19 protein-coding genes are annotated in these 19,475 nt (G+C 58.9%); 13 read left to right on the forward strand and 6 right to left on the reverse strand.

Features of this window, described 5'->3' with window-relative positions:
- Positions 1 to 37: 37 nt before the first annotated feature.
- From hypE to hypA, 5 genes are read right to left on the reverse strand one after another with little or no spacing between them, the layout of a single operon-like run.
- On the reverse strand, positions 38 to 1,051 hold the full coding sequence (hypE, locus tag NR114_RS05530) for a hydrogenase expression/formation protein HypE (protein WP_217331260.1): 1,014 nt from the start codon (positions 1,049 to 1,051) through the stop codon (positions 38 to 40).
- On the reverse strand, positions 1,048 to 2,175 hold the full coding sequence (gene hypD / locus NR114_RS05535) for a hydrogenase formation protein HypD (RefSeq protein WP_234529667.1): 1,128 nt from the start codon (positions 2,173 to 2,175) through the stop codon (positions 1,048 to 1,050). Before hypD ends, hypE begins: the two co-directional genes overlap by 4 nt.
- Positions 2,159 to 2,455, reverse strand: a complete 297-nt coding sequence (gene hypC / locus NR114_RS05540; protein ID WP_020826913.1) for a HypC/HybG/HupF family hydrogenase formation chaperone — start codon at positions 2,453 to 2,455, stop codon at positions 2,159 to 2,161. Before hypC ends, hypD begins: the two co-directional genes overlap by 17 nt.
- On the reverse strand, positions 2,446 to 3,240 hold the full coding sequence (hypB, locus tag NR114_RS05545) for a hydrogenase nickel incorporation protein HypB (RefSeq protein ID WP_115058810.1): 795 nt from the start codon (positions 3,238 to 3,240) through the stop codon (positions 2,446 to 2,448). Before hypB ends, hypC begins: the two co-directional genes overlap by 10 nt.
- A gap of 17 nt (positions 3,241 to 3,257) precedes the next feature.
- Complete coding sequence (hypA, locus tag NR114_RS05550) at positions 3,258 to 3,602, reverse strand: hydrogenase maturation nickel metallochaperone HypA (protein ID WP_046373540.1); 345 nt, start codon at positions 3,600 to 3,602, stop codon at positions 3,258 to 3,260.
- Positions 3,603 to 3,863: 261 nt separating this feature from the next.
- On the opposite strand from hypA, the gene hycA reads away from it, so the two are divergent.
- The 13 genes from hycA to NR114_RS05615 all read left to right on the forward strand — a co-directional run bounded on the left by hycA (position 3,864) and on the right by NR114_RS05615 (position 18,214).
- Positions 3,864 to 4,331, forward strand: coding sequence for a formate hydrogenlyase regulator HycA (gene hycA / locus NR114_RS05555; protein WP_020826910.1), 468 nt, complete (start codon positions 3,864 to 3,866; stop codon positions 4,329 to 4,331).
- An 87-nt stretch (positions 4,332 to 4,418) separates the two neighbouring features.
- Complete coding sequence (locus NR114_RS05560; protein ID WP_020826909.1) at positions 4,419 to 5,033, forward strand: 4Fe-4S dicluster domain-containing protein; 615 nt, start codon at positions 4,419 to 4,421, stop codon at positions 5,031 to 5,033.
- Complete coding sequence (locus NR114_RS05565; protein ID WP_256813733.1) at positions 5,033 to 6,901, forward strand: proton-conducting transporter membrane subunit; 1,869 nt, start codon at positions 5,033 to 5,035, stop codon at positions 6,899 to 6,901. Before NR114_RS05560 ends, NR114_RS05565 begins: the two co-directional genes overlap by 1 nt.
- A gap of 10 nt (positions 6,902 to 6,911) precedes the next feature.
- Positions 6,912 to 7,847, forward strand: a complete 936-nt coding sequence (locus NR114_RS05570; RefSeq protein WP_306217631.1) for a respiratory chain complex I subunit 1 family protein — start codon at positions 6,912 to 6,914, stop codon at positions 7,845 to 7,847.
- A 22-nt stretch (positions 7,848 to 7,869) separates the two neighbouring features.
- On the forward strand, positions 7,870 to 9,573 hold the full coding sequence (locus tag NR114_RS05575) for an NADH-quinone oxidoreductase subunit C (RefSeq protein ID WP_234529670.1): 1,704 nt from the start codon (positions 7,870 to 7,872) through the stop codon (positions 9,571 to 9,573).
- A gap of 12 nt (positions 9,574 to 9,585) precedes the next feature.
- Positions 9,586 to 10,131 (forward strand): formate hydrogenlyase complex iron-sulfur subunit, encoded by a 546-nt coding sequence (locus NR114_RS05580; RefSeq protein WP_174574229.1) that lies wholly within the window; start codon positions 9,586 to 9,588, stop codon positions 10,129 to 10,131.
- Positions 10,128 to 10,925 carry an NADH-quinone oxidoreductase subunit B family protein gene (locus tag NR114_RS05585; protein WP_046373545.1) on the forward strand — a complete coding sequence of 266 codons (798 nt, stop codon included), beginning with the start codon at positions 10,128 to 10,130 and terminating at the stop codon, positions 10,923 to 10,925. Before NR114_RS05580 ends, NR114_RS05585 begins: the two co-directional genes overlap by 4 nt.
- On the forward strand, positions 10,922 to 11,338 hold the full coding sequence (locus NR114_RS05590) for a formate hydrogenlyase maturation HycH family protein (protein WP_020826903.1): 417 nt from the start codon (positions 10,922 to 10,924) through the stop codon (positions 11,336 to 11,338). Before NR114_RS05585 ends, NR114_RS05590 begins: the two co-directional genes overlap by 4 nt.
- Positions 11,331 to 11,801 (forward strand): hydrogenase maturation peptidase HycI, encoded by a 471-nt coding sequence (gene hycI, locus NR114_RS05595; protein WP_048758917.1) that lies wholly within the window; start codon positions 11,331 to 11,333, stop codon positions 11,799 to 11,801. The genes NR114_RS05590 and hycI overlap by 8 nt, the downstream gene beginning before the upstream one ends.
- 161 nt (positions 11,802 to 11,962) lie before the next feature.
- Positions 11,963 to 12,505, forward strand: coding sequence for an electron transport protein HydN (gene hydN / locus NR114_RS05600; RefSeq protein ID WP_046373547.1), 543 nt, complete (start codon positions 11,963 to 11,965; stop codon positions 12,503 to 12,505).
- 11 nt (positions 12,506 to 12,516) lie between these two features.
- Complete coding sequence (gene fdhF / locus NR114_RS05605) at positions 12,517 to 14,673, forward strand: formate dehydrogenase subunit alpha (RefSeq protein WP_048758919.1); 2,157 nt, start codon at positions 12,517 to 12,519, stop codon at positions 14,671 to 14,673.
- Positions 14,674 to 14,876: 203 nt separating this feature from the next.
- The gene (gene hypF, locus NR114_RS05610) at positions 14,877 to 17,189 is read left to right on the forward strand and encodes a carbamoyltransferase HypF (RefSeq protein ID WP_234529672.1); all 2,313 of its coding nucleotides are present in this window, start codon (positions 14,877 to 14,879) and stop codon (positions 17,187 to 17,189) included.
- A complete protein-coding gene (locus tag NR114_RS05615; protein WP_256813734.1) occupies positions 17,183 to 18,214 on the forward strand; it encodes a HoxN/HupN/NixA family nickel/cobalt transporter in 1,032 nt (343 codons plus the stop codon). The genes hypF and NR114_RS05615 overlap by 7 nt, the downstream gene beginning before the upstream one ends.
- 40 nt (positions 18,215 to 18,254) lie before the next feature.
- On the opposite strand, the gene NR114_RS05620 is transcribed toward NR114_RS05615, so the two are convergent.
- The gene (locus NR114_RS05620) at positions 18,255 to 19,463 is read right to left on the reverse strand and encodes an MFS transporter (protein WP_256813735.1); all 1,209 of its coding nucleotides are present in this window, start codon (positions 19,461 to 19,463) and stop codon (positions 18,255 to 18,257) included.
- Between the last annotated feature and the right edge of the window lie 12 nt (positions 19,464 to 19,475).

The following is a 19,475-nucleotide window of genomic DNA, read 5'->3' on the forward strand; positions in this document are numbered from 1 at the left end:
GTGTAACGCTGGGCCGCGACGTTCTCCCCCGACGGGATCAACAAATCCGCGGCAAAGGCTCGGCATGCGGCAAATCCAACAGGCGGCTGATGCCATAAGCACCCTGCAGCCTTACCTGTCGCCCCTCCGTCACTGTGCCAATCAGCGCCGCATCCGCGCCCAATGGGTGAGCACGCAAGGCACAGAGCACGTTCTGTGCGGCTTGCGGTGCGGCCACGACCACCAGTTTTCCCTCGTTGGCAAAATTAATGGCGTCCAACCCCAGCAATTCACAAATGCCACGCACTGCCGGGGCGATCGGCAACAGGCTTTCTTGCACCTCGATGCCCACGCCGGCCGCACGGGAGAACTCATGCAAAATGGCATTCACCCCGCCACGGGTCGCATCACGCATCGCCCGCACACCGTCAATGGCACGTAATGGCTCAATTAACGGCGTTAACACCGCACAGTCGCTGATCACGTCCAGAGACATACCCAACTTTTCGCGCAGGTTGAGAATAGTTGCCCCGTGATCCCCGAGGGTGCCGCTGACAATCACGGCATCGCCGACGCGGATATTTTGCGCCGCCCAGTTCAGACCGGACGGGATCACCCCGATACCGGCGGTATTGATAAACACTTTGTCGGCTGCGCCACGCTGCACTACCTTGGTATCCCCGGTGGCAATGCGAATACCGGCCTGCTGCGCGGTGGCGGCCATCGAGGCGACCACGCGTTGTAACTCGGGCAGCGGCAAGCCTTCTTCGAGAATAAAGCCGCAGGAAAGATAGCGCGGCAACGCGCCGCTCACCGCCAGATCGTTGGCCGTACCGCAGATGGCCAGCTTGCCTATGTCTCCGCCCGGAAAGAAAATCGGGTCAATCACGTAACTGTCGGTGGTAAACGCCAGCCGATCGCCCTGCTGCGTTAACTCGGCCAAATCCAACCGGGCCTGATCTTCACGCTGATCCAACTGCGGGTTGGCAAAGGCCGGCAGGAAAAGATCGTCCAGCAATTGCTGCATGGCAGCACCACCGCTGCCATGAGCCATAGTAATCACGTTATTCATGCCGGCGTCTCTTCTGTTTCACGGCGATATTGATACCAGGCGGCGCAGGCCCCTTCGGACGAGACCATCAGCGCGCCAAATGCGTTTTGTGGCGTACAACCGCGACCAAACAGCGGACAGTCGCGCGGTTTGCATCGCCCGGTGAGCACGTCTCCGCAGCGGGATCGCGGATCGTCAGCCACTTGCCGCCGCTGCGGACGAAAACGACGTTCGGCATCAAAAGCCTGGTAGCCTGGCGTGAGGGCAATGCCTGAGTCGGCAATGGTGCCCAGCCCGCGCCATTCGCTGCCGCCTCCCAGGACAAAAACTTCGCTCATCGCCTGCTGTGCCAGCCGGTTGCCCTGTTCCGGTACCACCCGCCGGTATTGATTTTCGGTTTGGCTTTGTCGGCCAAGAAACTGCTCGACCAGCATCAGCACCCCTTGCAAGATATCCAGTGGCTCAAAGCCGGTCACCACCAGGGGTTTGTGGTATTGCCTGCTGATAAAATGATAGGGCTCGGTGCCTATCACCATGCTGACGTGGCCGGGTGCCAGAAAACCGTCAATGCGTACATCCGGCTGTTGCAGCAGGCTGCGCAAGGTGGGGATCAGGCTGATGTGCTGACAAAATACGCTGAAGTTGCCCAGGCCTTCCTGCCGCGCCTGTTGCAGGGTAATCGCCGTGACCGGCATGGTGGTTTCAAAACCCAACGCGAAGAACACCACCTGCCGTTGCGGATTTTGTCGCGCCAGCATCAGGGCATCCAGCGGTGAGTAGACCACGCGAACGTCGGCCCCGCGCTCGCGCGCCTGCAGTAAAGACCCCTGCTGTCCTGGCACCCGCAGCGCATCGCCGAAGGTGCAAAAAATCACTTCGGGGTGCCCGGCGATTTCGCAGCAGGCGTCGATGCGCCCCATAGGTAAAACGCAAACCGGGCAGCCGGGGCCATGAATGAATTCGATTTGCGCCGGCAGCAGCTTGTCCAGGCCAAAGCGGAATATCGCATGGGTATGGCCACCACACACCTCCATGATTTGCAGCGGTCGTTCGGCGGTAAACGGCAACTGTGCGGCGCGGTGCCAGATATGTTGCAGCAGTTTCTTTACCCGCTGCGGATCGCGAAATTCATCTACGTAATCCATGGTTATCCTCCCCCGCCAAAAACAGCGCCACGTCCTGTTCCACTTCCCCCATCGCCTGCAGTGCTGCCAGCATATCCTCGGCCTCTTGTTGATCGAGGCGGCTCATCGCAAAGCCCACGTGAATCAATACCCAACACCCCAGCATCGCTTCTTTGGGTTCACCCTCCCGGCAAACCAATGCGATATTCACTTCTCGCTGCACGCCGCAGACGTCGGCCCAGGCGTGCTGAGGCTGGTGTTGATCCAACGCCACGATCTGCCCGGGGATCCCTATGCACATAGCTGCCGCTCCAGCCAGGCCAACCACTGATCCATCCCTTCCCCCTGAGTCGCAGAAAGGGTAATTATCTCGATGTCGGGATTAACCTGACGGGCATTGGCGATACAGGCGGCCAGATCAAACTTCAAGTACGGCAGCAGATCGACCTTGTTCAGCAGCATCAGACGTGCGGCGGCGAACATATGCGGGTACTTGAGGGGCTTGTCTTCCCCTTCGGTGACCGACAGCACCGCCACCTTGTGCCGCTCCCCCAGATCGAAGCTGGCTGGGCAAACCAGGTTGCCGACATTTTCGATAAACAGCAGGCTGCTGGGCTTGAGCTCCAGACGCTGGGCGGCTTCGTGAACCATTTGCGCATCCAGGTGACAGCCTTTGCCGGTATTGACCTGGATCGCCGGCACGCCGGTGGCGCGGATACGTTCGGCATCGTTGGTGGTTTGCTGGTCTCCTTCCACCACCGCGCACTCACGCATCCCGCGCAGCCGCAGCAGGGTTTCGGTCAGCAAGGTGGTTTTGCCAGAACCGGGGCTGGAAACCAAATTCAACGCCAGGATGTGTTGCTCGGCAAAATACTGGCGATTACGTTCGGCCAGACGATCGTTTTTATCCAACACCCGGGTTTCTATTTCCAGCATTCGCCGCTGGCTGATGCCCGGCGCATGGGTGCCCGCCAATCCCAGTCCATAATGCAGGTCCCCCTGCAGAGGCCGCTGCGGGCGAAACGGTACCTTTGCTTGCCCTTCAATCGTCATTTCCCCATGGGCACAACCGCAAGTGCTGCACATGTTCTTTCTCCTTTCAGTTATTCAATTTCCAGACGTTTTATTTGCAACCCATCATCGGCCTGCACCCGCAGGTTTCTTCCGGCGCAGTGCGGGCAGACCAAAACCTGCGGGATTAACAGCTCGACGTCAGCCTGGCAGTCATAACACCAGGACAAGGCGCGTTGTTCAGTCAGATGCAGCTCACAGCCTTCGGCCAGGGTGTCGCGACATACCATGTCAAAACAGAACCGCAGCGATTCCGCCTCCACGCAGGAAAATGCGCCAATTTCGAACCACACCGCGGTAATACGTTTCGCACGATGTTGACGAGCCTGTTGCTGCATTATTTCCATCGCATGTTGGCACAAGGTTATTTCGTGCATCCGGCCTCCACTCAGGGTGATAAAACGTTTCGTCACCTTGCGTTGCAAATATGGTGCCAAAACCCATTCGGCATATTTGTCGAGTGTCATGACGTCGACAGTAATTAGCTGGCAGACCACAATCCAATTTAAAGATTAATTCCAGTCCTGATGATTGAATTGAAAGGAAATAATGAAAATCACCAGAGACTGGCACGCTTTATGCTTTAAGTCGTTCACCCGAAGCGATTCGACAATGACCATCAATTTTGAGTGACGACAATGAGTACTATCAGTGAAGTAACCAGCCAGGCCGATTATATCGCCAACAAAAGCAACCGCCTGATGGCGCAGTGGCAAACCTACCACAGCACCTTAATCAAAGCGGTTACCACCACTAAAAAGAAGATTAATCATCAGTTTACTTACGGTCAGGACGATGATCTGCGTTTTGTACTGTTCAACCACTTCACGGTGAGCATTCAATTAAGTGAGGGGTTTTACAGCCGTGATATCTGCTATCGCATTAATTTGGCATCGCCGCATGAAGCCGAGAATTTCGCCCCCTTCGCCCATGCCTCGCTGGATGAAGACGGCAATATTGACGGTGTAATAAACAATCGCGATATGCCGGCGGTATTTGAACATTATCTGGATAAGATCGCCGTTATTTACCAATGCCTGTTTGATTCGCTGCATGACGGCCACGCCATTCATGACGCACTGAAAAAAATAACCCTGTCCGTCTGACTGTCGGCGTTACTCACTGACAGAAAACTGTCGAAACGTCATTTTTTACTGACGATTTCGTCATAAATGACGAAGCAAGGAGTGTGCATGAACCGCTTTATTATTGCGGACCCCAAATTGTGTATTGGCTGCAATACCTGCATGGCCAGTTGTTCTGCGGAACATCGGCAACGGGGTTTGCAGGCATTACCCCGCTTGCAGGTGATTCGTAACGCCCGCGATTCGGCACCGGTGATGTGCCATCAATGTGAGGATGCGCCCTGCGCGCAGGTCTGTCCGGTAAACGCCATTCGCCATCAGGATGATGCCATCGTCCTGAACGAGAGCCTGTGCGTCAGTTGCAAACTCTGCGGTATTGCTTGCCCGTTCGGCGCCATAGGCTTCGGCGGCAGTACCCCGTTAGCGATCCCCTCAGACTGCAACACACCGCTGGCCCTGCCTGCCGCCAAAGCGCCGCGGCCGATCGGCGCCTTCCTGGATTGTGTGCCCGGTGTCCGCGCCGTGGCGGTCAAGTGCGACCTTTGCGCTTTCACCCCCTTAGGCCCGGCCTGTATCCGTACCTGTCCTACCCAGGCCATTCGCTTGGTCAGCGACCACGACGTGCGTAACGCCAGCGAACAGAAAAGGCGCAACGCCATGCAGGCGCTCAGCGCCGAGCTGCCGTTCGCTACCGCCCCAGAATCCCGCAAGGAGCCGAATTGATGTTTTACCCCATTGCGCCCGACCCATTGTCGTTGCTGACTCTGGCATTCGTCGGGTATCTCCTGTTCGCGTTGCTGAGCTGGCTGCTGGCCCCCTGGCCGCGTGTCAATGCCTTGCTGGGTGGCGGCACCTTGCTGTGTGCCATCGCCACCTTGTTGGCCGCCGGACAACTGCTGTTAGCACCGTTGCACAGCGCCCGTTTGCCCTGGTTGCGTTATGCGGTGGAAATCAGCGGCATTAATGCGTTGTTATTGCTGGTGATGGCTTTGTGTGGGATCTGCGCCGCGCTGTATCACATCGGAAGCGTCGCGAAGCTGAACGCCAGTGCAGGTGGCCGGTTGGGCGGGCTGATCAATCTGATGCTGGCAGCGCTCGGCGCCGCCGCGATCGCCGATAATGCACTGGCCTTGCTGTTGCTGTTAGAACTGGCGGCGCTGTGCGGCTATTTCTTGATTGTCCACGCCCCGAACGCGAAAAGTCTGCGGGCCGGGCACAGCCAGTTTTTGCTGATGCGCCTGGGCACCCTGCTGTTGGTTATCGCTTTCGCACTGATTTATACCCACAGCCACAGCCTGCAATTCAGCGTGATCCGCGCTACGCCATTACCGGATGCACTGCGTAACGGCGTCTTCCTGCTGGCGTTGGCCGGGTTTGGCATTTTTGCCGGGGTGATGCCGCTGCATGCCTGGGTGCCTCAGTCCCACAGCAGCGCGCCGGCCTCTGCCGCCACGTTGTTTTCCGGCGCACTGATGAAGGTCGGCCTGCTGGGGATCCTGAAGATAGGACTGGATCTGCTGGGTACGCCCCCGCTGTGGTGGGGATTGCTGGTCCTGCTGCTGGCCGCCGGCACCGCATTTTTTGGCGGGTTGTATGCGCTGATGGAGCACGATCTGCGGCGCTTGCTGGCTTACCACACGCTGGAGAATATCGGCATCATCCTGCTGGGCATTGGCGGTGCCATGGTCGGTATGGCGCTGCAACAGCCATTACTGACGGCGTTCGCCCTGATCGGCGGCCTGTTCCATTTGTTGAACCACAGCCTGTTCAAAAGCGCATTGCTGTTGGCCGCGGGTACCATCGAACAACAAACCGGGCTGAAGGACATGGAGAAAATGGGCGGGCTGGCACGGCTGATGCCCTGGACCGCCATTTCTCTGCTGATCGGCCTGGTGGCCATGGCCGCACTGCCGCCATTGAACGGTTTCGCCAGTGAATGGCTGATCTATCAGGGACTGTTCCATTTCAGTGCGGCCCCTGGCTTTATTGGCCATCTGTTCGGGCCGTTGCTGGCGGTGGCGCTGGCCCTGACCGGTGCGCTGGCAGTGATGTGCGTCAGCAAGGTGTTTGGCGTCGCCTGTTTGGGAGCCCCACGCTGCGCTGCGGCGGCCCAGGCTGTGCAGGCTAACCTCTGCCTGACGCTGAGCCATGCGCTGCCCGCGTTGCTGTGTCTGGTTTGCGGCCTGGGTGCGCCCTGGATCATCCCGCTGTTTGCCCGGCTGATCGGCATGACGTCCGAACAATCCCTCTCCGTTTCCGACACTTTGGTTTCTACCCCGTTGATCGCCATTTTGTTACTGGCAATGCCGCTGCTGCCGCTATTGATTGCTGCACGTTATCAGACCCTTCGTCAACCTCGCCGGGTACAGGGTAGCGCCTGGACCTGCGGATATGGTCATGAGGAGGCGATGGTGATCACCGCCACCGGTTTTGCCCAACCACTTCGGGTGATGTTCGCCCCGCTCTATCAACTGCGCCGCTGGCTGCCGGGATCCTTGATCAACCTGTTACATTGTAACGCCTTCGTTGCCTTCTGCCGCGGCCTGGCCGCAGTGGAGCTTGCGGTGCTGTTGGTGGTGGCTTTTGCCTGAGGAGATGACAATGACCTATCCCAATGTGTTACTCGGTCTGGCGCAGGCCTTGCTGTTACTGGCCGTCGCCCCACTGTTTGCCGGTGTCAGCCGCGTGCTGCGCGCGCGGATGCATAACCGTCGCGGCCCCGGAGTGCTGCAGGAATACCGCGATATCGCCAAATTGTTGAAGCGTCAGAATGTGGCACCGGCGGCTTCCGGTCTGGCCTTTCACGCCATGCCGTACTTGCTGACCGGCACCCTGCTGACCATCGCCTGTGCGTTGCCCATGTTGACTGTCGCCTCGCCGCTGCCTGCCATCGGTGATGTGATCACCCTGATCTATCTGTTCGCCGTGGTGCGCTTTGTTTTCGCCATTGCCGGTCTGGACACCGGCAGTCCCTTTACTGCCATAGGCGCCAGCCGCGAAGCGGTGTTGGGCATTCTGGTCGAACCCATCCTGCTGTTGGGGCTGTGGGTGACCGCCCTGGTGGCCGGTTCGACTCAGTTGAGCGCCATGGTGCAGAGCCTGCTGGCGTTGCCACACCCCGCTTGGTTGCCGCTGCTGTTGGCCGCACTGGCCTGTGCGTTCGCCACCTATATCGAGATGGGCAAACTGCCTTTTGACCTGGCGGAGGCCGAGCAAGAGCTGCAGGAAGGGCCACTGACGGAATATTCCGGTGCCGAGCTCGGCATTCTGAAATGGGGCATCAGCCTCAAACAATTGGTGGTGCTGCAGCTGTTCCTCGGCGTGTTTCTGCCCTGGGGGCAAGCGGCACAATTCACCGTCCTTCACCTGTCGGCGGCGCTGGTCCTGGCGCTGCTCAAGCTGCTGTGCGCGCTGACGCTGATCGCGATTATCGAAAATAGCGTGGCACGTTTGCGCTTCCTGAAAACGGCCCGTACCACCTGGGCCGGTTTTGGACTGGCTTTTCTGGCGCTGGTTTCCTGGCTGGTCGTCGGCTGAATAATGACAAAGGCAATCAATAATGACTAACGAACATCAAGGCCAGCACTATCTGGCGGCGTTGCAGCAACAATTCCCTGCGGCCATGCTGGCAGCCGAATGGCAAACCGCCGATCAGTTGACGGTCACCGTCAAGCTCAATTCGCTGCCGGACGTGGTGGAATGGCTGTATTACCAGCAAGGCGGTTGGTTATCGGTGCTGTTTGGCAACGACGAGCGCACGCTGTGCGGCCATTACGCGCTGTATTACGTTCTGTCGATGGAGCAAGGCACCAAATGCTGGATCACGGTGCGCGCCGAAGTGGATGCCCAAACGCTGGAGTTCCCTTCCGTCACGCCGCGCGTGCCCGCCGCCGTTTGGGGCGAACGCGAAGTGCGTGACATGTACGGTCTGCGCCCGGTGGGATTGCCGGATGAGCGGCGGCTGGTGCTACCTGACGACTGGCCGGACGATCTTTACCCGCTACGCAAAGACGCGATGGACTATCGTCAACGCCCCGCACCCACCACCGATGTGGAAACCTATCCGTTCGAGAGCCTGGCCGGAGCCAAAGCCAATGTGGTGCCGATTGGCCCGTTGCACATCACCTCGGACGAACCCGGGCACTTTCGCCTGTTTGTCGATGGAGAAGACATCATCGACGCCGACTACCGCTTGTTCTACGTGCACCGCGGGATGGAAAAACTGGCCGAAACCCGTATGGGCTATAACGAAGTCACCTTTCTGTCGGACCGGGTGTGCGGCATTTGCGGCTTTACCCACAGCGTGGCCTACACCAGCTCGGTCGAAAATGCGATGGGCATTCAGGTGCCGGAACGCGCCCAGATGATCCGCTCGATCCTGCTGGAGGTGGAGCGCCTGCACAGCCACCTGTTGAATCTTGGTCTGGCCTGCCATTTCGTCGGCTTCGATTCCGGTTTTATGCAGTTCTTCCGCGTACGCGAGCAGTCGATGAAGATGGCAGAAATACTGACCGGCGCGCGCAAAACCTATGGTTTGAACCTGATTGGCGGTATCCGCCGAGATATTTTGAAAGAGGACATGCTGCAAACCCTGAAGCTGGCCGCGCAAATGCGCAGCGAACTGGTGGACCTGGTCGATATCTTGCTCAGTACGCCCAACACCGAACAACGCAGCGTCGGGGTTGGGCGTCTCGAGCCCCAGGTGGCCCGCGATTACAGCAACGTGGGGCCGATGATCCGCGGCAGCGGCCACCGTCGCGATACCCGCATCGACCATCCGTTTGCCGGCTACGCCAAACTGCCGGTGGAGTTATGCGTGGAAAGCGGCTGCGACGTCTATTCCCGCCTCAAGGTGCGTATTCACGAAGTGTTCAACTCGCTCGGCATCATCGAGTTCGGTTTGCAAAGCTTGCCGGGCGGACCGCTGGCGGTGGACGGCTTCACCTATATTCCGCACCGCTTTGCCCTGGGCTTTGCCGAAGCGCCGCGCGGCGATGATATCCACTGGAGCATGACCGGCGACAACCAGAAACTGTTCCGTTGGCGCTGCCGTGCCGCCACCTATGCCAATTGGCCCACCCTGCGTTACATGCTGCGCGGCAATACGGTATCCGACGCCCCGCTGATTATCGGCAGTCTCGATCCCTGCTACTCCTGCACCGATCGCATGACCATCGTCGACGTACGCAAGCGCCAGTCCATCATCGTGCCGTACAAAGAGATCGAACGTTACGGCATCGAGCGGAAAAACAAGCCGTTCTAACCGGAGCCCATCATGCTGAAACTGATTAAAAAAGTGCTGAAGACCGGCCCGGCCACTGTCGCCTATCCGGCCCAGCCGTTGGCCATTGATCCGAACTTTCGCGGCAAGCCCGAATACAGCCCACAGCAGTGCATAGCCTGTGGTGCCTGTGCCAACGCCTGTCCGTCCAACGCGTTGAGCATGACCCCCGATCTCAACAGCGGCACCTTGCGCTGGCAGCTGTTTCTTGGCCGCTGCATCTTTTGCGCCCGCTGCGAGGAAGTGTGCCCAACCACCGCCATTCGGCTTTCGCAGCAGTTCGAACTGGCAGTGTGGCGTAAAGAGGATCTGTACGAACAAGCCGACTTCGCCATTTGTCATTGCCGACAGTGCGGCAAACCCTATGCGGCGCAAAAGGAAATTGATTATGCGATGGCGTTGCTCGGGTTGAGCAGCTCGGAGGCGGCAACCCGCCGTGCGCAGTTTGAAACCTGCCCGGCCTGCAAACAGCAGCAGAATCTGACCCAGGCCGATCGCATTGATATCGGCCGCCATTTGACCCGGGAGGTCATCTCATGAATTCGCCATTGATTGGACCACGTGATGAAAATGGCCTGCCGGTGCCAATCACCCTCGACGACAGCATCGCCAAGCTGAAAACCACCCTGCTGCAGGATATCCGCCGCTCGGCCTATGTCTATCGGGTGGACTGCGGCGGCTGTAATGGTTGCGAAATTGAGATTTTCGCTGCCATTTCACCGCTGTTCGACGCGGAACGTTTCGGCATCAAAGTGGTTCCTTCCCCCAGACATGCCGATATTTTGTTGTTCACCGGTGCAGTGACCCGCGCCATGCGCATTCCGGCGATCCGCGCCTGGCAGGCCTCACCCGATCCTAAAATCAGCATCTCCTACGGTGCCTGTGGCAACAGCGGCGGTATCTTCCACGATCTTTACTGCGTGTGGGGCGGCACCGATCGCATCGTTCCGGTCGATGTCTATATTCCCGGCTGCCCGCCGACGCCGGCGGCGACCATTTACGGTTTCGCCATGGCGCTGGGCCTGCTGGATCAGAAAATCAAAGGCCACCAGCATGATGAAACCCACGGTGAAGCTACGCGCCTGTTGCACCCGCAACTGCCCCAGCCGCTGCGAGTGCTGCTGGATCGCGAAGCCCGGCGTATGGCCGGTTACCGCTACGGTCGCCAAATCGCCGACCAGTTCATGCAACTGCTGGCAGCAGAGACACCAGAACCGGTCGAACAGCGCATCGCCGCTTATCTGCTCCAGCAAGATGACCTGCGCCTGAATGAAATTGTCGGCAACCTGCAGGGCATTTATCAACGGGTGCTGCGTGGGGAGCTGCGGCTATGACCGATTCCCAAGGACAGGTGGTGTTTTACTCCCTTAGCCGCAAGTTTGTGCAGGAGAAAAAGGCCCCGCCGAAGGCCCAGGAGGTGATCTATTACAGCCTGGCGATCGGCCATCATCTGGGGGTGATCGACTGCCTGGAAGCCAAACTCAGCTGCCCGCTGGCGGGGTTTCGCGCCTGGATAGCGCAGTTGCCTGCGGGCAGCACCGCACGGCGCAAACTGGAAGGGGTCGATCGGTTTGGCGAAATCTGTATCGACAACAGCCATACCCACCTGTTGGCCACGGCGTTGAGCCACGCGGCGCCGCGTATGAACACTGAACAGCAAAGCTGGAGCCAACAGCTGATCGCCCTGCTTCAATCGATTGAAAACGAACCCGCCATTTACCTGATGGTCCGGAGGCATGATGACTGACGTTTTATTGTGTGTGGGCAACTGCATGATGGGAGATGACGGTGCCGGGCCGCTGCTGGCTGAACTCTGTGCCGGTCATCCCCCCGCGGGTTGGCAGGTGATTGACGGCGGCGCGGCACCGGAAAATGACATCGGGCATATCCGCGAGCTACGCCCTGATCGCCTGGTGATCGTCGACGCCACCGACATGGGGCTCGCGCCGGGTGAAACACGGGTGATCGACGAAAAAGACATTGCCGCCATGTTCATCATGACGACGCATAACCTGCCGCTTAACTTTCTGATCGACCAACTGCGCGAAGACATAGCGGAAATTACCTTTATCGGCATTCAGCCCGAAGTGGTGGCGTTTTATTACCCGATCAGCGCGGCGGTGAAACAGGCGGTGACGGTGCTCCATCAACGCTTGCTTCACTGGGATGACAATGGCGGTTATCCGCAGCTGGAGGTGACGAATGTCTGACGCGGCATCGTCATTTCTGTCGACCTGCTGTCGACCCCGGGGCCATAAAAAGATAACCCTCTGCTTTTTAAGCATTTTCAATATTGGCATGTTTTATGCCTAACCAGAGCCACGACCTCTCTTTTGCCATACCCGGATGAAGGGTAACCCAGGAGTTATTGATGAACCGGTTTATCATCGCCGATCCCAAAAAATGCATCGGCTGCCGTACCTGTGAAATTGCCTGCGTGATGGCGCACAGCGAAAGCCAGGATATTTCGGCGTTGAACGCCACCAGCTTTGCCCCGCGCCTGCATGTGATTAAAGGCGTCAACGTTAGCACCGCCGTGCTTTGCCGCCAGTGCGAGGACGCCCCCTGCTCCAACGTCTGTCCGAACGGTGCCATCAGTCGCACCAACGGCATGGTCCTGGTGATGCAGGAACGCTGCATCGGCTGCAAAACCTGCGTCGTGGCCTGTCCCTATGGCGCCATGGAAGTGATCACCCGTCCGGTGGTCCGCCAGAATGGCGCCATGATGAGCGCCACCACCGAGAAAGCCGAAGCCCATAAATGTGACCTGTGCATCGGTCGCGACAGCGGCCCGGCCTGCATGGAAACCTGCCCAACCAATGCGTTGCACTGCGTCGATCGCAACATGCTGCAGGAAATGAACGCCGAGAAGCGCCGCCGCGCCGCGCTCGACACAATGTCGTCACTGTTTTAGGAACTGAACCGATGAAAAAAATCACAACCGTCTGCCCTTACTGCGGTGCAGGCTGCAAAATGAAACTGGTGGTCGATAACGGCAAAATCATTCGCGCCGAGGCGGCTGACGGCGTGACCAATCAGGGTGAACTGTGTCTGAAAGGCTATTACGGCTGGGACTTCCTGAACGACACCAAACTGCTGACCCCGCGCCTGAGCCAGCCGCTGATTCGGCGGCAGAAAGGCGGCAAGTTTGAGGCCGTCAGTTGGGATGAAGCGATCAGCTATACCGCACAGCGGCTGCAGCAGATTAAAGACCAGCACGGTGCCAGCGCCATCATGCACACCGGTTCCTCTCGCGGGACCGGCAATGAAACCAACTATGTGATGCAGAAGTTCGCCCGCGCGGTGATCGGCACCAATAACGTCGACTGCTGTGCCCGCGTCTGCCACGGGCCTTCGGTCGCGGGTTTGCAGGCCACGCTCGGTAACGGTGCCATGAGTAACTCGATTGGCGATATCGAAAACTCCAAGTGTCTGCTGATCATCGGTTACAACTGTGCCGACTCGCACCCCATCGTGGCGCGCCGGGTGCTGAAGGCTAAAGAGAAAGGCGCGCAGATCGTCGTGTGCGACCCGCGCCGGATAGAAACTGCACGTATTGCCGACCAGCATCTGCAGATCAAGAACGGCTGCAACATGGCGCTGGTGAATGCGTTCGCCTACGTGCTGATTGAAGAGAATCTTTATGACCGCGATTACGTGGCCAAATACACCGAGGGATTCGAGGCCTACCGGCAGCAACTGGCGGATTATGCGCCAGAAGCGGTGGAACACCTGACCGGCGTGACCGCACAGCAGATCCGCCAGGCCATGCGCACCTATGCCAGCGCCCCTTCGGCCACCATCATGTGGGGCATGGGCGTGACCCAATTCGGCCAGGCGGTTGACGTGGTCAAAGGCCTCGCCAGTTTGGCGCTGCTCACCGGCAATTTGGGTCGCGCCAACGTGGGTGTCGGCCCGGTACGCGGGCAGAACAACGTACAGGGTGCCTGCGATATGGGCGTGCTGCCCAATGAATTCCCTGGCTATCAAGCGGTTACCGATGCGGCCGTGCGCGCCAAATTCGCCGCAGCCTGGGGAATCGACGCCACAAAAATGGATCCCAACGTCGGCTATCGCATCACCGAAATCCCGCACCTGGTGCATGAAGGCAAAGTGAAAGCCTACTACATCATGGGGGAAGATCCCTTGCAGACCGAGGCCGATCTGAGCCTGGTGCGCAGCGCGTTCGAAGCGCTGGAATTTGTGGTGGTGCAAGACATCTTTATGACCAAAACCGCCGAACAGGCGGATGTGATCTTGCCTGCCACCTCCTGGGGCGAACATGGCGGCGTTTTCTCCTGCGCCGATCGCGGGTTCCAGCGTTTCGAAAAAGCCATTGAGCCGCAGTACAACGTCAAGCGCGACTGGGAAATCATCAGCCTGTTGGCCAGCGAAATGGGCTATCCGATGCACTATGAGGATAACCAGCAGATCTGGGACGAAATGCGTGAACTCTGCCCGCTGTTTTACGGCGCCACTTACGAAAAAATGGGCGAGCTCGGTCACGTGCAATGGCCATGCACTTCGCTGGAAAGCCAGGGGACGCCGTACCTGTATCAGGGTAACCAGTTCACAACGCCGTCCGGTAAAGGTCAACTGTTCGCCACCACCTGGCGTGCGCCGGCCGAGATCCCGGATGCAGATTACCCACTGGTGCTCTGTACCGTGCGTGAGGTTGGGCATTACTCCTGTCGTTCGATGACCGGCAACTGTGCCGCCTTGCAAACGCTGGCGGATGAGCCCGGCTTCGTGCAGATCAACCCTCAGGATGCCGCCGCGTTGGGCATTGCCGACCAGCAACTGGTGTGGGTTGCCTCTCGCCGCGGCAAAGTGATCAGCCGAGCCAACTATAACGAGCGTATTAACCTGGGTGCGGTGTATATGACCTACCAGTGGTGGATTGGCGCCTGTAACGAACTGACGCAGGAAAACCTGGATCCGATCTCCAAAACGCCGGAAACCAAATACTGTGCGGTAAAACTGGCGGCGATTACCGACCAGCACTGGGCGGAGAACTATGCGCAGCAAAGCTACAGCGATATGAAAGCTCGCCTGCGCCGCGCCGCAGAAGACGTGATGTAATCCCGTCATACTTGAAGCTGCATCTGTGTTGGCTGCAAGCGCTCACCCCAGTCACTTACTTAAGTAAGCTCCTGGGGATCCCCGCTCTTGCCGCCTTGATGCAACTCCAATTATTTAGGGAATACCAGGGAATAAATTGACAGGAGGCTACGCAGGGTTGTGCCTCCTGATAATTTATAAAAACCCAAAGAGGATAATAAACCATGTCCTATCCGGGGCTGCTGCTGCGTATCAGCGGCAAAGTACAGGGCGTCGGCTTTCGGCCTTTTGTTTGGCAACTGGCCAACCAGCTCAATCTACGTGGCGAAGTCTGGAACGACAGCGCCGGGGTGGAGATTCGGCTGGTGAACCCTGTCGACCTTGAGCTGTTGCTGCATCTGTTGTGCCAGCAGGCGCCACCGTTGGCGCAGATCGACAACATTCAGCAACGGCCCTTTACCTGGCTGAAAAAGCCCGATGATTTTCGCATCCGCGCCAGCCAACGCGGTGCTATGACGACCCAGATTGTTCCCGATGCCGCGACCTGCCCAAAATGTCTGCAGGAAATGAACGATCCGCAGGATCGGCGTTACCGCTACCCTTTTATCAACTGCACGCACTGCGGCCCACGCTTCACCATTATTCGTGCCATGCCTTACGATCGCCCGGCAACCAGCATGGCACCGTTCCCGCTCTGTTCGCCCTGCGCCCAAGAGTACCGTTCGGCGCACGATCGGCGCTTTCATGCCCAACCGGTCGCCTGTAGCGACTGCGGCCCTCGGTTGTTCAGTTTCACCGTTGAGGGACAACCGCAGCATCAGGGGGAAGAAGCTCTGCAGCAGGCGGTAGCCGCATTAGCTGCCGGGCAGATTGTGGCCATCAAAGGGCTGGGCGGTTTTCACCTGGCTTGCGATGCTACCCAGACGGAGGCCGTACAACGCCTGCGGCTTCGCAAACGGCGTCCCGGCAAACCTCTGGCGGTGATGCTGCCGAATATCGACTGGCTGACGTGCTGCACCCGTGGTATTGATCTGGCGCGCGCACAGGCTTTGCTGGCGTCCGCTGCAGCGCCTATCGTGCTGGTGCCCCACTCGTCCCACTCGCCGCTGTCTGAGGCTATCGCCCCGCAGTTGAACGAAGTGGGCCTGATGTTACCCGCCAATCCCCTTCACCATTTACTGATGCAGGAGATACAACGGCCCCTGGTGATGACCTCCGGCAATGCCACCGGCCGAGCTCCGGCATTAACCAATAGCCAGGCTTTGGCTGATTTGGCCGGCATTGCCGACCTGTGGTTGCTGCACGATCGCGAAATCTTGCAGCGCGCCGATGATTCGCTGGTGCGTCTGCTGCCTGAAGGCCATGAAATGCTACGTCGGGCGCGCGGATTTGTTCCGGATGCCCTGCCATTGCCTCCGGGCTTCCCTTCACAGCCTCCGCTATTGGCCGTGGGCGGGGATCGCAAAAATACCTTTTGCCTGCTGCAGGGAAATAAAGCCGTACTCAGTTCACATTTTGGCGACCTGCAACAGGAGGATATTCAGCAACAGTGGCAGCAGGCCATGGCGCATTTTATGGCGTTGTACCATTGCCAGCCACAGCGCTTAGCCAGCGACGCTCATCCGGGTTACGTCAGCCACCAATGGGCCGCCCGACAGAGGCTGCCGGTGACCCCGGTGCTGCACCATCATGCGCATTTGGCCGCGTGCCTGGCCGAACACCATTGGCCACTGGAAGGCGGAGCGGTTATCGGCCTGGCGCTGGATGGGCTGGGGTACGGACAGGACGGCGCGCTGTGGGGCGGCGAATGCCTGTGGGTCGATTACCGCCGCTGTCGTCATCTGGGGGGATTGCCTGCGGTGGCACTGCCCGGCGGCGATCTGGCCGCGCAACAACCCTGGCGCAATCAGTTGGCGCATTTTGCACGCTTCGTGTCTGACTGGCAAAACAGCCCACAGGCCGAACGGCTATTGACGCGCGCCTGGCGCCCCCTGCTCCAAGCCATTAACGCCGGCATCAATGCGCCGCTCGCCTCCTCCTGTGGCCGTCTGTTTGACGCGGCCGCCGCCGCGTTGGGATGTGCGCCCGAACGGCAAAGTTGGGAAGGCGAAGCCGCCAGTATTTTTGAGGCGCTGGCCCACCAAAGTGGCCCTTGCTCTCACCCGGTGACGTTGCCACGTTGCGCAGAGCAGCTCGATTTGGGCGTGTTCTGGCGGCAGTGGCTGGCCTGGCAAGCGCCGGCCGCTCAACGGGCCTGGGCGTTTCATGATGCCCTGGCGCAGGGATTTGCCGGCCTGGCCAAACATTTTGCCGCAGAGCATAACCTCCGGCACGTGGCGTTAAGCGGTGGCGTACTGCACAACCGCCTGTTACGCCAACGGCTGCAGCATCATCTGGCCCCGCTGCACGTGCTGCTGCCACAACGGCTGCCAGCGGGCGATGGAGGGTTGGCATTCGGTCAGGCATTGGTCGCCTGTGCGCAGCATATCCCCATGGCGCGTCTCCCGTTCAAAACCCAACAGGACGTAACATGTTAAACCGCGAGTTTTTCCATACCCATACCCGCGCCTTTTGGCTGTTGTTGACGTTAGTGGCGCTAAACCTGCTGGCGTGGGGGGCGGCCTTTGCTGCCTTTCATCATCACCCGGCACTGATTGCCGCCGCGCTGCTGGCTTACGGTTACGGACTGCGCCATGCGGTGGATGCCGACCACATCGCCGCCATCGATAACGTCACCCGCAAATTGATGCAACAAGGCCAACGCCCGGTTTCCGTCGGGGCCTTCTTCTCCCTGGGGCATTCCAGCATTGTGGTACTGGCCTGCATCGCGATTGCCGCCACCTCATTGGCATTTGGCGATCGCATCGGCTGGTTGCATCAGTATGGCGCCACTTTGGGCACGCTGATCTCCTCGCTGTTCTTACTGGTGATGGCGTTGTTGAACTGGCTGATCTTCCGCGACGTTTACCGCATTTTCCGTCGGGTGAAGCGCGGAGAAACCCTGGTCGAACAGGACGTAGCCCTGCTGGTGAGCGGCAGCGGCGGCGTAATGACGCGGCTGTATCGCTTTGCTTTTAATCTGGTAAATAAAAGCTGGCATATGTATTTAGTCGGTTTTTTATTTGGCTTGGGCTTTGATACGGCTACCGAGGTAGGCCTGCTCGGGATCTCCGCGACCGGTGCTACATCCGGCATGTCGGTCTGGTCAATCATGGTGTTCCCGCTGCTGTTTGCCAGCGGCATGGCGTTGATTGACTCACTGGATAATTTTGTGATGGTTGGCGCTTACGGTTGGGCGTTCAATAAACCGATTCGCAAGCTGTATTACAACATGACCATCACCGCCACCAGCGTGGTTATCGCTGTGGTGATCGGCGGGCTGGAAGGCCTGGGGCTGCTGGCCGATAAGCTGGGGCTACAGGGCGGGCTGTGTCGGGGTGTTGAGGTGCTCAATGACAACCTGGGCAGCGTCGGATACGCCGCTATCGTGCTGTTTGTGGTGCTGTGGATCCTGTCCGCGCTCAATTACCGCCGCAAAAATTATGACTCGTTAAGCGTCTAGTCCGCTTACGGCAGCCCGGTCATCCCTGGCTGCCGCCGCATTAAGAGCAGGTTGCTCCCCCCTGGGGCATCGAGGCAGCGTGGAGCGTGCGTCGACCGAGAAGCACGATAATCGTCATCACAACGCCTGCAGCAATGGCGATGCCGAAGCCGGCGCGTGCACCATAAGCGTCGATGACCAGCCCCGCCAGCGCGGCACCCAGCGCCACGCCAATGCTGATGCCGGTGGTCATCCATGTCAGCCCTTCGGTGAGCCTGGACGGCGGTACCAGGATAGTGCCAAGGTTCATCACGACAACCATGGTGGGTGCAAAGGACATACCGGCCACGAAAATGGTCGCCATCAGAATGTAAACGTCCGCAGACAGGAGCGGCAACACCGACGTTGCCGCCGTTAGCAGCACCCCAATAAAGAACTGACGCTCTATCGGCAAGCTAACCCTGATCGCGCCAAAAGCCAGACCGGCAACCATGGAACCGAGCGCGTAGGCAGCAAGAATCAAACTGGCGGCCGTCGGCCACCCTTGTGCGTTGGCGAAAGCGACTACCGCCACATCGATAGATCCGCCAATCACCCCCATGGCTAAAAGTGCCAGCACGATGGTGCCGAGGCCTGGGATACGCAGGGTCGAGCCGCGGTGTTCAGTCGTGTTTTTGATGACTTTGGGCGCCGTCTGTCGTTGCAGAAGAAAAGCCGTGACGCCAATCACCAGCAACACTATCGCGGCGAGGGGCCCGGCTTCGGCGGCAATACCGGTGCTCAAGCCAATAGATAAAGGGGGGCCAATAACGAAGGTCAGCTCTGTCAGCACCGTATCCAGCGAGAAGGCGGTGTGGAGTTGCGGCTTGCCCCGGAAAAGCTGTGTCCATCTCGCTCTTATCATTGCCGGCATGCTTGGCATAGTGCCGGCCAGCATGGCGAGAATACACAGCAACGGGACTGGGGCACGCATATGCGCAGCGGTTATCAACGCCAGCAGCATGGTAATGCTAAACGCGGTGACCCATGGAAGCACCCTGTTCTGGCCTAGCCGATCAACCAGCTTCGATACCTGCGGACCCATGAGTGCGTTCGCCAGCGTAAATATACCGGCTACCGCACCAGCCAACCAATAGTGACCGCTCTGCTGTACCAACATGGTGATAATACCGATGCCGATCATCGCCTGCGGTAAACGGGCAACCGAGCTCGCAATCACTAACCCCCCGACGCCGGGCGTGGTCAGAAGTTCGCGATAGGGATTAGCCATAACCTCTCCAGT

The sequence above is a fragment of the Serratia sp. Ser99 genome, from assembly GCF_024519545.1.
In the GTDB taxonomy this organism is placed as follows: Bacteria; Pseudomonadota; Gammaproteobacteria; order Enterobacterales; family Enterobacteriaceae; genus Serratia; species Serratia liquefaciens.